At 57.0% G+C, this 13,429-nt stretch carries 11 protein-coding genes; 3 read left to right on the forward strand and 8 right to left on the reverse strand.

Features of this window, described 5'->3' with window-relative positions; all coding sequences use genetic code 11:
- Positions 1-9: 9 nt before the first annotated feature.
- Entirely contained in the window at positions 10-648 is a 639-nt protein-coding gene (gene tesA, locus I6N93_RS05080) for a multifunctional acyl-CoA thioesterase I/protease I/lysophospholipase L1 (RefSeq protein WP_139829922.1), read from the reverse strand.
- Between tesA and ybbA the strand changes: the two genes are divergently transcribed.
- Positions 616-1,302: a putative ABC transporter ATP-binding protein YbbA gene (gene ybbA / locus I6N93_RS05085; protein WP_085687142.1), complete on the forward strand. Its 687-nt coding sequence runs from the start codon at positions 616-618 to the stop codon at positions 1,300-1,302. The genes tesA and ybbA overlap by 33 nt on opposite strands.
- Positions 1,299-3,731 carry a putative ABC transporter permease subunit YbbP gene (ybbP, locus tag I6N93_RS05090; protein ID WP_085687089.1) on the forward strand — a complete coding sequence of 811 codons (2,433 nt, stop codon included), beginning with the start codon at positions 1,299-1,301 and terminating at the stop codon, positions 3,729-3,731. The genes ybbA and ybbP overlap by 4 nt, the downstream gene beginning before the upstream one ends.
- 802 nt (positions 3,732-4,533) lie before the next feature.
- On the opposite strand, the gene speG is transcribed toward ybbP, so the two are convergent.
- Positions 4,534-5,103 (reverse strand): spermidine N1-acetyltransferase, encoded by a 570-nt coding sequence (gene speG / locus I6N93_RS05095; protein ID WP_085687087.1) that lies wholly within the window; start codon positions 5,101-5,103, stop codon positions 4,534-4,536.
- 606 nt (positions 5,104-5,709) lie between these two features.
- Between speG and I6N93_RS05100 the strand changes: the two genes are divergently transcribed.
- Positions 5,710-5,847, forward strand: a complete 138-nt coding sequence (locus tag I6N93_RS05100; protein ID WP_197669189.1) for a hypothetical protein — start codon at positions 5,710-5,712, stop codon at positions 5,845-5,847.
- A 337-nt stretch (positions 5,848-6,184) separates the two neighbouring features.
- Here I6N93_RS05100 and I6N93_RS05105 read toward each other — a convergent pair whose 3' ends face one another.
- From I6N93_RS05105 to purM, 6 genes are all read right to left on the reverse strand, one after another.
- Entirely contained in the window at positions 6,185-8,308 is a 2,124-nt protein-coding gene (locus I6N93_RS05105) for a TonB-dependent siderophore receptor (RefSeq protein WP_085687085.1), read from the reverse strand.
- Positions 8,301-9,419, reverse strand: a complete 1,119-nt coding sequence (locus I6N93_RS05110) for an ABC transporter substrate-binding protein (protein ID WP_085687083.1) — start codon at positions 9,417-9,419, stop codon at positions 8,301-8,303. The genes I6N93_RS05105 and I6N93_RS05110 overlap by 8 nt, the downstream gene beginning before the upstream one ends.
- A 278-nt stretch (positions 9,420-9,697) precedes the next feature.
- On the reverse strand, positions 9,698-10,516 hold the full coding sequence (locus I6N93_RS05115; RefSeq protein WP_099017423.1) for an amino acid ABC transporter permease: 819 nt from the start codon (positions 10,514-10,516) through the stop codon (positions 9,698-9,700).
- Positions 10,517-10,554: 38 nt separating this feature from the next.
- The gene (locus I6N93_RS05120; protein WP_085687079.1) at positions 10,555-11,376 is read right to left on the reverse strand and encodes an ABC transporter substrate-binding protein; all 822 of its coding nucleotides are present in this window, start codon (positions 11,374-11,376) and stop codon (positions 10,555-10,557) included.
- A 248-nt stretch (positions 11,377-11,624) separates the two neighbouring features.
- Positions 11,625-12,263 (reverse strand): phosphoribosylglycinamide formyltransferase, encoded by a 639-nt coding sequence (gene purN / locus I6N93_RS05125; protein ID WP_085687078.1) that lies wholly within the window; start codon positions 12,261-12,263, stop codon positions 11,625-11,627.
- Entirely contained in the window at positions 12,260-13,300 is a 1,041-nt protein-coding gene (purM, locus tag I6N93_RS05130; protein ID WP_085687076.1) for a phosphoribosylformylglycinamidine cyclo-ligase, read from the reverse strand. The genes purN and purM overlap by 4 nt, the downstream gene beginning before the upstream one ends.
- Positions 13,301-13,429 lie beyond the last annotated feature (129 nt).

The raw sequence follows: 13,429 nt of genomic DNA on the forward strand, positions 1-13,429 counted from the left end.
TCCTGAATATCAAGAGTCGTGATTAACTAGAGGGCCGAGTTTTTGCGCCATCCAGTCAGCGATAAACGGCTGGGCATTGCGGTTGGGATGGAGGCCGTCATCCTGCATCCACTCGGGTTTGAGATAGACCTGCTCCATGAAAAACGGCAGCAGCGGAATGGCGAACTGCGTGGCGAGCTTCGGATACACGGCCGCAAAGGTCTCAGTATAGCGCCGGCCGTAGTTGGCCGGCAGTCGGATCTGCATCAGCAGCGGCTGTGCGCCGGCATCTTTGACCAGAGAGATGATTTTTATCAGATCTTGTTCCAGACTGGACGGTGGAAAACCGCGCAGTCCATCGTTGCCGCCCAGTTCGATCAACACCCAGCGCGGGCGGTGCTGTTGCAGTAAGGCCGGAACGCGGGACAGCCCCTGAGCGGCGGTGTCGCCGCTGATGCTGGCGTTAACGACGTTAACGCCGCCGGGAGCTGACTGCCATCGGTTATTCAGCAAGGCTGGCCAGGCCTGCGTCGCCGACATGCGATAGCCCGCGCTCAGACTGTCGCCCAGCACCAGCAGCGTATCCGCTGCGATAGCACGTAAACTGACTATTCCCAGCAGTAAAAGGACCAGAAAATGCCAGCGGAAAACATTCTTGAAGTTCATCATCTTAGTAAACACGTTGGTCAGGGGGAACATGAGCTGTCCATCCTTACCGGAGTTGAGCTGGTTGTCAAACCTGCCCAGACCCTGGCGTTAATCGGCGAGTCGGGTTCGGGCAAGTCGACGTTGTTGGGCATTCTGGCCGGACTGGACGACGGCAGCAGTGGGGACGTCGCGCTGTTAGGGGCGTCGCTCAACCGGTTGGATGAAGAGGGACGTGCGGCGCTGCGGGCGCGAGACGTCGGTTTTGTGTTTCAGTCTTTTATGCTGGTGCCGACGCTAAATGCGTTGGAAAACGTCCAGTTACCCGCATTGCTGCGGGGTGAAAGCGACCGTGACAGCCGCCAACAGGCCGAACAGCTGCTGCAACAACTCGGGCTGGGGGCGCGTCTTCAGCATCTGCCTGCTCAACTGTCCGGCGGCGAACAGCAGCGCGTGGCGCTCGCGCGCGCGTTCAGCGGTCGTCCCAAAGTGTTGTTTGCCGATGAGCCGACCGGCAATCTCGATCGGCAGACCGGCGAACGCATCGTGGACCTGCTGTTTGCGATGAACCGCGACTATGCCACGACCCTGATTCTGGTTACCCATGACGAACAACTGGCCGCGCGCTGCGAGCGGCGTTTGCGCCTGCGTGACGGCAAACTGTGGGAGGAATCATGATCTGGCGCTGGTTTTGGCGTGAATGGCGTTCTCCTTCGCTGCTGATCGTCTGGCTGGCGCTGACGCTGGCCGTGGCCTGCGTGCTGGCGCTCGGCACCATCAGCGATCGTATGGAACAGGGACTGAGTCAGCAGAGTCGCGATTTTCTGGCGGGCGATCGGGTGCTGCGCGCATCAAGGCCGGTGGATGAAGCGGTGCTGCAACGGGCGGCGCAAGATAGCCTCACCGTCAGCCGGCAGGTGTCGTTTATGACGATGACCTACGCCGGAGAAAATGCGCAGTTGGCGCAGGTTAAAGCTACTGACGATCGCTATCCGCTGTATGGCAATTTGCAGACCCGGCCTGCGCAGCTGCGTGCCGCTCCCGGCACGATACTGGTTGCCCCGCGCCTGCTGGCGCTGTTGGGTGCGCAGGTCGGAGACCGAATTGATATCGGCGATACCACGCTGCGCATCGCGGGCGAGCTGATTCAGGAGCCGGACAACGGTTTCAATCCCTTTGAAACCGCGCCGCGCGTCCTGATGAATATGGCCGATGTCGCCAGTACCGGCGCGATTCAGCCCGGCGGCCGCATCACCTGGCGTTACATGTTCGCGGGAGAATCTCAAGACATCGCGCAGTACGGCGATTGGATTAAACCCCAACTGAAAGCGGACCAGCGCTGGTATGGCATGGAAGATTCGCCGGGCGCCTTGAGCAAGTCTCTCCAACGTTCACAGCAGTTCCTGCTGCTGTCCGCGCTGTTGACGCTGCTGCTGGCCATTGCGGCGGTGACTGTTGCGATGAGTCATTACTGCCGTACTCGCTACGATCTGGTCGCGGTGCTGAAAACGTTGGGAGCCGGTCGTGGCGCGCTGCGTCGGCTGATTGTCGGTCAGTGGCTGTCGGTGCTGGCGCTGGCGGCCGTTGCGGGAAGCATACTGGGACTGGGCTTCGAGGCGGTATTAATGCGAGCGCTGGCCCCCGTACTGCCCGCCACGCTTCCGCCCGCCGGACTCTGGCCCTGGGCATGGGCGCTCGGCACGCTGACGTTGATTTCGCTGTTGGTGGGCTTGAGGCCGTATCGCCTTCTGCTGGCGACCCAGCCGTTGCGCGTGTTGCGGCGGGATGTGACGGTCAACGTCTGGCCGCTGCGCTACTATCTGCCTGCCGTCGCGGTGGTGGTGATCGGGCTGTTGTTTGTGTTGTCTGGCAGCGGCTCGCTGCTGTGGTCGTTGCTGGGGGGAATGGTGGTGCTGGCGCTGCTGTTGGGGACGATAGGCTGGGGCAGTCTGCTGGTGCTGCGACGCCTCACGCTGAAACGGTTATCCCTGCGTCTCGCGATCAACCGACTGCTGCGTCAGCCTTGGTCAACCATCGGTCAACTGGCGGCGTTCGCGCTCTCGTTTATGCTGCTGGCGCTGTTGCTGCTCTTACGCGGCGACCTGCTGGACCGCTGGCAGCAGCAGCTGCCGCCGGACAGTCCGAACTACTTCGTGCTGAATATCACCGGCGAGCAGATCCCGGCGGTAAAAGATTTCCTGATCCAGCATCAGGTGCAGCCGGATCTCTTTTATCCGATCGTCCGGGCGCGGCTGACGGAGATTAACGGACGCGTCGCCACCGAGCTGATCCCCGAGGGTGCGCCCGGCGGGGAAACGGTCAACCGTGAGCTGAATCTGACCTGGCTGCCAGATTTGCCGCAACATAACGTGTTGTTGTCCGGACAATGGCCGCCGAAGCAGGGCGAGGTGTCGATAGAGCAGGGTGTGGCGGAGCGTCTCGGAGTGTCTCTGGGCGATACGCTGACGTTCACCGGGGACACCCAGCCGTTCGGTGCCAAAATCACCAGCTTCCGTCAGGTGGATTGGGAAAGCCTGCGGCCGAACTTCTTCTTTATCTTCCCGCCCGGCGCGCTGGAGCATCAGCCACAGTCGTGGCTGACCAGTTTCCGTCTCGTCGGGCAGGACAATGTGATAACCCAGCTTAACCGGCAGTTCCCGACGCTGAGCGTGCTGGATATCGGCTCGATCCTCAAGCAGGTCGGGCAGGTGCTGCAACAGGTCAGCCGCGCGCTGGAAGTGATGGTGGTGCTGGTCATCTGCTGCGGCCTATTGCTGTTGCTGGCGCAGATTCAGGTCGGGATGGGGCAGCGTCGTCAGGAGTTGCTGGTCTATCGCACGCTGGGGGCCAGCAAGAGGCTGCTGCGAACGACGCTGTGGTGCGAGTTTGCCTTAATGGGGCTCGCCGCCGGGCTGGCGGCGGCACTGGGCGCGGAAGCGGCGCTATGGATGTTGCAGCGCAAAGTATTCGACTTCCCATGGGAGCCCAACTGGCTGCTATGGATGGGTTTGCCGCCGCTGAGCGCCCTGCTGCTTTCCCTCTGTGGCGGATGGTTAGGATTGCGTTTGCTGCGCGGCAGGGCGCTGTTCCGGCGTTACGACGCCTAATGTCGCCGAAACGTCATCAAGCGCGAGATCGCGGGCAGATAAAGCGTTAAAGAAAGTGTGGGAAAAGCAAAGCTCGCGTGTCCTGTTCTAAAAGGGCGCGCGGCTTTGCTCACTTGATGCATACCTCCTTACTCGGGCGCGCGATATGTGGCGGCGAGGGTGACAATGAACAATATTTCCTGTTAGCCCGCTTCCCGCGGCTGATCCACTTAATGGCGCAATAAGGAAATTTTATTTTCCTCAGCGTGTGTTGACTGTTCCAAATATCGATGCCCGTCCTTCAAAATAGCCGTCTCGATAATAGACCGGTGAGGCCGAAAATTCATGGCGGGGAAGAGCCTCTAGTCCAGAATACTAACTGCACGGCCCTCATGCTATTTTGTTAATTTCCGTCAATTTGGGATGAATTTAGTATTTAAGTCACATTTCATTCTCAATGAGTCAATATAACGTTTAATTTAATTTTCAGAAAAAACTATTACCACGAAGTCCCGATGCTATATCGAGTCCTTTATATCAGACGAGACTTCAGTGACGGAGGCATGAATATCACGTCGTATTATCCCTGAATCGTCGTGAGATTTTCGGCAATAAAAGTTATGTGGGGATCTTAATTTTTGATGATTCTGATTTCCGTGCGAAGGGCATGAATGAAAGCAAATCTATCGTCGGACGGCAGGTTTGGTCGCGACGTTAATAATGGTTTTGTATACGCCTTTTTCAGCATTCATCAGTCAATCACCGCCGGTGCGAACGGGAGCGCCTGGAAGACAGACGGCGCGGGTTCGGCAATGCGTATCGATCACCGGGTGATATCCGCTTCGGGAGAAGGGGCGCCGCTGGGTTTTTTGTGCCTGGACAGATAGTTCTGTTGAAAAATGCACATCCGAATGGCGTTGCGGTACTCCCCATTAATAAAAAATTCGTGAATTAACTCGCCTTCTACATCAAAGCCCAGCTTACTGTAGATATGGATCGCCTTTTGGTTTTCCTTGTCCACAATCAGATACAGTTTGTAGAGGTTAAGAATGGCGAAGCCGTAGTCCATCGCCAGCCGGGCGGCGGCGCTGGCGTAGCCATAACCCTGATGCGCCGGGTCGATAATGATTTGAAACTCGGCCCGGCGATGGATGTGGTTGATGTCTACCAGTTCCACTAGGCCGACTTTGACTCGCTCGTGTTCGATGATAAAGCGGCGTTCGCTCTGGTCATGAATATGCTTGTCGTACAAATCGCTCAACTCCACGAAAGCTTCGTAGGGTTCTTCGAACCAGTAGCGCATGACGCTGGCATTGTTATCCAACTGATGAACAAAGGGTAAATCATCTCGTTCCAGAGGTCTCAGGCGAACGATGTTGGCGGTATTAGACATAATAAGTCCTCTATCATCAGTAGGTTATCGAAAAAATCCTGTTTTCTTCTCGTTCTTTATAGTGCCCGATATTCTCTATTTGGCGAACGATTTTTGCATCTCATTGAATTCCAATCAATGCAATGTACTATTTAAAATAGTATTTTCTCGTGGAAATAAGGTTTTATTCTTTTAGTGAAGATCGGACTCTTCTCTATTTTATTTAATTCCATAGTGAAACTGTATTTATTTTATTTTTATTATCTTCTGCGCGGTTTTTTTTGTTCAAATAACCTTTATCTATACAGATAATAGGCGCTATATACGTCTTCTTTTCATTTTATTGAACGGTGATTTATGTGACATTGAATAGCTGTTTATATTGGTGGTTGTTTAAACGTTAATAAGTGGCGGATGATGACAGGAAAGAGGGATGAGGTCAGATAGTGCGGTACCTGAGCCAATATGACTGATGTCTTTATGGCCTAAAATAAAAATTACAGAAAGATGATGAGTGTTTTATCAGTAGGGCGCGGGGACGTTCTGGTAATAAAAACTAAAAGAAAATAATATCTCTGGCTGAGAACTCCAAAGTTTTTTTATTTTAAAGTAAAGGGATTACACACCATGAATAATAAATTTGAATTAGCCGCAGCGGCTTTTGCGGTATCTCTGCTGGCAGGATATTCTTCTTATAATGCCAGCCAGCCGACGTCCGCGCTGGAAGGTAAAGTGGAATCTTCCGCTAAATCCGCGGCGGCCTAAACGCGGTTAAAGCGTCCGGCGCAGATCTGATCATTGCTTCGCGCTACGACATCACAACGAAAGACTACGGCGTATTCAAACAGCTGCACGTTGTGGTGACGGGTTATAAAAGCACCATCGCCAGCGTTGAATAATCTCGTTAGTGTCTCTGCCTGGCGCGCCGCGCCGGGCAATGCGATCCCCCGAAACCGCCTTTAATCTTGTTTCTTTCTCCGTCCTTTCAGCGCCGCGCCTGACATCGTTCACTCCTTCGCCGGCAAGGGTATCCCGTCGTCGTCGCTGTCAATGGCGTCAGAAGAAAAGCACTGCCCCGCCTTCGGAGCAGTGACGGCAAAGATTAGAAGTCTACGCTGGCGCGCAATACCACTTCCCGGGGTTCACCCACCGCGACGCGCAGGTTACTGCCGCTGGAAGGATAGTAGGTCTTATCGAACAGGTTCTTCACGTTGAGCTGCCATTTCACCGCATAGCCGTTGATCGGCAGACTATACGAGACGAAGGCATCCGCGACGGTGTAGTCGTCCAGCGTAAAGCTGTTGGCGGCGTTGCCGGCCCGGTGGCCGACGTAACGGGCGCCCGCGCCGACGCGCAGATTATCGCCCGCATGCAGCCCGAGATTGCCGAAGTCCTGCGTCAGGAACAGCGCAGCGGTATGGCGCGCCGCGTTCGGCATCCGGTTGCCGTTGTTGTCCGGATCGGAGGTGACCCGCGCGTCGGCAAAAGCATAGGAGCCGATCAGGCTCAGCGAATCGGTCAGCTTGCCGGCGATGTCCAGCTCAACGCCCTGCGAACGCACCTTGCCCGCCGTTCGCGTCACGGTCTCTCCGCCCACGTCCTCACTGACCATGACGTTGCGCTTATGAATATCGAACAGCGCGATGTTGGCGGTGATGCGGTTGGGCAGATCCAACTTGGCGCCGACTTCGTACGACTTGCCGAGTTCCGGCGGCAGCGCGCCGATCTGGGTGCCGATGGAGGTATTCGGCTTGAAGGATTCGCTGTAGCTGGCATACAGGGAGGCGTAGGACGTCAGGTTATACACGACCCCGGCGCGTGGAACGAGGCGGCCGTCGGAGCCGTCGGTATTGGTGACGAACGGGCGTCCCTTGCCGGACATGACGTCGAAGTGGTCGTAGCGCAGACCGCCCAGCAGCATCCAGTTGGCATTGAGACGGACGGCGTCCTGTATGAAGACGCCGGTGCTGTCGACGTTTTCACGCTGGTCGCTGTCCACCGCCCTGACGGACGTGGACGCCGGCAGCAGTCCATAAACCGGATCGTAGACGTTGAAGTTGGTGACGGCGGAGCCGCGGATCATGTCGCTGCGGTAGGTTCGGTCGGCTTCATGGTCGACGCCGAACAGCAGCTGATGGTGGGTTTGTCCCCAGTCGATATCGCCGTTCAGCGTCAGCTGTACAGCCTGTGACTGGCTGTGCGCGTCGGCGGTGGCGTCGGGCTGACGCGTCAGCGCGCCGGTTGCGGCGTTGTATCGGGTGGCGCGCGCCTGATTATCGCTGTAACGGTTGCGGCTATAGGCATAGGTCAGGCTGGTTTTCCAGCGGTCGGTCAGGTTGTGATCCGCCTGAAAGGTCAGAGTGTCCTGATCGCCGCGGGTAGCGTTATAGCTTTCATCGAAACGGCGGTCGCGCGGCACATCGACCGGTTTGCCGGTACGGCTGTCGATGACCGTGCCCCGGTCAAACGGGGTCAGGTATTCTTGATGCTCGTAAGCGACGCGTAAGGTGGTGCCCTCTCCATACCACATCAGCGACGGCGCGAGGGTGGTTTGGCGGTTGCGACCAAAGTTGCGCCAGTAATCGGTTTCGTCGTGATCGACGATCATGCGATAGGCGAGTCTGGAATCGCTAATCGGTCCGGTAACGTCCAACTGACCGCCGCCGCCGTTGAAGCTGCTGTTCCAGCCTTCAATATGGGTTTTCTGCACCAGCTCGGGTTTTTTGGTAATGACGTTAATCACGCCGCCGGGTTCGCCCATGCCGAACAGCATGGAGGCAGGCCCTTTCAGCACTTCGACGCGTTCGCTGGTCGGCGTAAAGTTACGCGCCTGAATTGAACGCACGCCGTCGTGGAAAATGGAGCCGTCACGGTTATCCCCGAAGCCGCGTTTGATCAGTGCATCCTGCGTTCCGCCCAGCGTGTTGGATTGGGTGATGCCGCTGACATTGTAGAGCGCTTCATCGATATTGGTCGCCGACCAGTCCTGCAGCACCTGCTGAGGGACGACGTTGACGGCCTGGGGAACGTCCAGCAGCCGGCTTTCGGTACGCGTCCCCGTTATCGTCTTGTGAGGCTGATAGCCGCTCTCCTTGATGCTGGAGGACGTTGCCGCCGTGTCGCGATTAATGACCAGCGTCTCTTCCTCCGGTTGCGTGGCGGCGTGTGCGGTGAAAGGCATGACGGCCAACAACGGCCAGCCTTTGCGCCATAAATGATTATTCATGTGATAACTGGCTCCAATAGGTCCCTGAAAAATCGATCGGTAAAAACTGCTGATAGAGTTGTTGTAAGGTGTGTTGCGGGTCGATATCGCCAAACAGCGACGGGTAAAGCGCCCTGGCGAACATTTCCACCATCACGACGTGATAAGGGCTGAGGTAAAAGTTGTGCCACATGCTCCAGGCTCTGCCGGATTGCACCGCGTCCAGATGCGAGAGTAACGGCTGTTGCAGCAGTAGCATGCTGAAGCTGTCGCGGGCCTCCTTTGGCGTCACTTCCGGGCCGAGCATCAGGTTAGATACGCGTTTTCCTTCCGGTCCGGCCATGCCGGTGGCGATATAGACCTCCGGTCTGGCGGCCAGCGCCTGTTCGGGATTAAGTTCGCCGTACACGCCGTGGATGATGCCTTTGGCGATATTGTCACCGCCGGCGAAGTCGATCAGTTCGCCCAAATTACCGTTGACGGCGGTGGTGCAGCAGGTATCACGCCGGCCCAGATGCAGGTGCAGCATGACGGTGGTTTTTTTGCCCTGATAGCGGCTGAGGCGGTCACGGATGACCTCCATATGTCGCTGATAAAACGCGCTGAAGGCGGCCGCGCGTTCGGGACGGTTCAGTGCTTCGCCCAGCAATTTGAGGCTGGGAAGGGTGTTTTTGAGTAGTTCGATGCGTAGATCGACATAGATATAAGGAATGCCGGCTTCCGTCAGGACCTGCTGCAAACGCTGTTCGTTATCTGACCCTTTTGCCAGACGCGGCAGGATCACCAGATCGGGTTTCAGCGGGAGCAGGATTTCGGCGTTGATGGTGTTGAGATTGCCGCTGCCCAGAATAGGGATTTGGGCGATAGCCGGGAATTTCCGCGTGTACTGTCGCCAGCTTTGCGCATCGTAGCGCGCCAGATCGTTGGGCCAGCCCACCACGCGCTGCGCCGGGTTGCCCGGCTCCAGCAGCGCCAGCGTATACAGCATGCGGCTTTCGCCGAGTACGATCCGCTGGGGATTATCCGGAATGACGACCTGGCGTCCCATTATGTCGGTGACGGTTTTCGCCGGGGACAGCGCGCTGAACAGGCTGCAAACGATCAAAGCGACGTAAGGAAATACCGGGCGCATGTAAAGTATCCGTATGAATGAAGCAGCGAAAGATAATAATTATTATTCAAGTTTTCAATACAGAGAATGCAGGGGTATTCGTCGATAAATAAAAAGCCTGAAATTTCAACGCGGGTCCGCGGATTTCGTAAATAAATAAAATGTGCCCGAGCGTGCGAGCCGGATGCGAAAGGATGTGGGGTGGTGATTGCGTCGCGTTTCGCGTTAAACGAACCGAAACGCTATCGGTTAAGCGGCGACTCGCCGATGGCCGAACAAGCGGCGGTCGGCGAGCATGCTCAGGAAGCGTCTTTACGGTCGTGGGGTTCGTAACCGCGTGCGAAATGACGCTCAAGACGGGTCTGCAACAGCTCCAGCACCATCGACAGCAGCCAGTAAATGGCGGCGGCGGAAGTCAGCATTTCCATATAGTGATAGGTGCTGCGACCATAAGACTGCGCCAGAAAGTTCAACTCCCACAGCCCCATCAGAGAGACCAGCGACGAATCCTTGATCATGGAAATAAACTGCGAACCGGCGGGCGGGATAATGATGCGCAACGCCTGAGGAGTGATGACGTGCGTGATGATGGTCCAGCGCGATAGCCCCAGCGCCATGGCGGCCTCTTTCTGACCGCGCGGCACCGACAGCACGCCGCTGCGGATGGTTTCGGCCAGATAGGCGCCATAGTTGAGCGACAGGGCGATAATGCCCGAGGTGAACGCGCCCATGACGATCCCAACCTGCGGCAAGGCCAGATAGATGATGAGTACCTGCACCAGCAGCGGCGTACCGCGAAATAGCGACACGTAAAACGTAGCGCAGCCGAAAGCCAGCGCGCTCGAGGAGAGGCGGCCCATCGCGGTGACCACGGCGAGCAGGATACAGAACAGCATGGAGATGACGGTGATGACGATGCTAAGCACCGCGCCCTGAATGAAACCGTCTGGCGACAGATGCAGCCCTAGCATGGACGGCAGCTTCTGACGGATCAGGCCCGTATCCAGGTGCATGCTGGCGAACAGCCAGAACAGCAGTCCGATCAGCAGCAGCCAGGTCAGTCCGGCCCGCACGCGGAATCCCAAACGGTTATCCTGGCTTCGCGCCGGCGCGCCCATCGTATCGAGAGGCGAGGAAGACGGTGTGTGCTGAGTCATTATTGGGAAATCTCGGTGATGTCTTCGCCAAACCACTGCTGCGAGATGCGCGACATCGTCCCGTCGGCGCGCAGGGCGTTAAGGGTTTCCACCAGCTTCGCGGTCCATTCGGGGTCGCCTTTGTCGGTGGCGATCCAGTTAGGTTCGGAATAGAGCGTTGAGACGATGCGCAACTGCGTCATGCGTGCCAGACGCGGCTTGGCGGTGATGCGGTCGGAGATCACGGCATCTAAGCGTTTGCCGGGACCGAGCGCCAGATTCTGGAACGCGATGGCCTCATCGGTCGGGACCGCCTGCACGTTTTGGAACGGGAAACCGATCGGCTTCCCGCCCGGAATCACGAGGCTTTTGTTGAGATAGCTTTCATAGCTGGAGCCGAGGCCCAACCCCACGCGTTTGTTGCTGAGGTCCGCCGCCGATCGAATCTGTTTTTCATCTTTATGCACGACAAGCACGGCATAGGTGCTGTAGTAAGGCGTGGCGAAATCGAGGACTTTTGAGCGCTCGGGGTTCGGCGTCATGGAACAAACGCACAGGTCCCAACGCCCCTGCCAGCGTCCGCCGACGATGGCCTCCCAACCCGGCGTCGCCAACTGCAGTTTTACGCCGAGCTTCTGTGCGATGGCCTTAGCGACGTCCACGTCAAAACCGACCAGCTGATTATTGTCATCGATGTAGCTGAACGGCGGATAGTCGTTAAACAGGACATTGCGCAGAACGCCGGTCTGGTTGACCCGGTCGAGTGTGGTTCCGGCCTGAGAGGGGATGCCGGCGGCGCACATCGCCAAACCGAGCATCATCAATGTGAAAAGTTTTTTCATTTGTTTTCCCTATTAATCAGGATGCTGACTCTAAAATCCCTTTTACAGAATGGCGGCTCTCAGCGGAAAAAGCGCGCTCAAAAGAAGTATCTTATAAACAGCAGGCGTGTCCTGTCAGCTATTACTCGTGCCGAATGACGACTTGCCGAACCTTGCGGCCTCGGCTTCAGGATCGTAAACGGGTAAAAAGCGGGGGAGAATACTCATGATAGGCCCCGTCGGCAAGTGCGATCGGGGCAAACGATGATTTAGTCAGCGGCGTAGCCGTGCGGCGGGATGCGAATGCCGTCCAGCCAGGCTTCGTTATCTTTCATTTTCAAACGGCCTTCCAGCAACCAATTGATCGCCAGCGGATAGATAGTGTGCTCCTGCGTCTGCACTCTCGCCTTCACATCCTGTTCTTCGTCATCGTCGAAGATGGGGACGCGCGCCTGCAGTACGATCGGCCCGCCGTCCAGCGCTTCAGTGACGAAATGCACCGAGGCGCCGTGCAATCGGTCGCGATTTTTCATCGCCTGGCGGTGCGTATGCAGCCCGGGGTACTTCGGCAGCAGGGAAGGGTGAATGTTGAGTATTTTCCCCTCGAAGCGGGAAACGAACTGGGCGCTCAATATGCGCATATATCCCGCCAGCACGATGACATCGGGCAGATACTTATCTATTTCGTCCGCCAGCGCCGCGTCAAAAGCGACGCGGTCTACCTCTTCAGTCGGGGACAACACGTGCGTCGGAATCTGAGCGTCCTGCGCACGGGCCAATCCCCCCGCTTCGGGATTGTTGCTGAAGACGGCGACGATCTTGCCTTTGACGCGGCTGCGTTCACAGGCGGAGATCAGCGTTTGCAGGTTAGTACCTTCACCTGAAATCAGCACAACGATATTTTTCATGCGTTAATAACCACGGTTTCTCCGGTATCGGTGTGGTTAATGTTACCGATTTTCCAGGCTTTTTCACCGTTGGCGTTCAGCAGGGCAATCGCGTCTTCTACCTGTTCGGCCGGCAGAGCGACGATCATGCCCACGCCGCAGTTGAAGGTGCGGTACATTTCATGGCGGCTGACGTTGCCGGCCTTTTGCAGCCAGTTGAAGACGGACGGCCATTGCCAGCTGGACTCGTCGAGGGTGGCCTGCATACCTTCCGGCAGTACGCGCGGGATGTTTTCCCAGAAACCGCCGCCGGTGAGATGACAGATGGCGTGAACATCCATTTTCTCAATCAGCGACAGGATGGATTTCACGTAGATTTTGGTGGGCGCCAGCAGGCGATCGGCCAGCGGCTGGCCGTCCAATAGCTCGGTGGCCGGATCGGTGTTGCTGAATTCCAAAATCTTGCGCACCAGCGAATAGCCATTGGAGTGCGGGCCGCTGGAGGCTAATGCTATCAAGGCGTCGCCTTCTTGTACTTTGCTGCCGTCGATGATTTCTGATTTTTCGACCACGCCGACGCAAAAACCGGCGACGTCATAATCTTCGCCGTGATACATCCCCGGCATTTCCGCCGTTTCGCCGCCGACCAGTGCGCAGCCGGACTGTTTGCATCCTTCGGCGATACCGGTGATGACGCTGGCGGCGGTGTCCACGTCCAGCTTACCGGTGGCGTAGTAGTCGAGGAAAAACAGCGGTTCGGCGCCGGCAACGACCAGATCATTGACGCACATGGCCACCAGGTCGATGCCGATGGTGTCGTGACGTTTCAGATCCATCGCCAGACGCAGTTTTGTGCCGACGCCGTCGGTGCCGGAGACCAGCACCGGCTCACGGTATTTTTGCGGCAGGGCGCACAGGGCGCCGAACCCTCCCAGACCGCCCATGACTTCCGGGCGTCGAGTCTGTTTCACTACGCCTTTGATACGTCCCACCAATGCATTGCCTGCATCAATATCCACGCCTGCGTCTTTATAGCTGAGAGAGGTTTTATCGGTCACTGCGGAGTCCCCACGAAGGTTACGTTTGGTGATTGGAAAATGGAGCGGGGCAATTCTAACAGCGTAAGCAAACGTTTGCGAGTGGCGCGTGCCGGCGGGGGCCTTTAGGAAATCAGGCCTCTAATTCCC

It is taken from the genome of Lonsdalea populi (assembly GCF_015999465.1).
Classification (GTDB): domain Bacteria; phylum Pseudomonadota; class Gammaproteobacteria; order Enterobacterales; family Enterobacteriaceae; genus Lonsdalea; species Lonsdalea populi.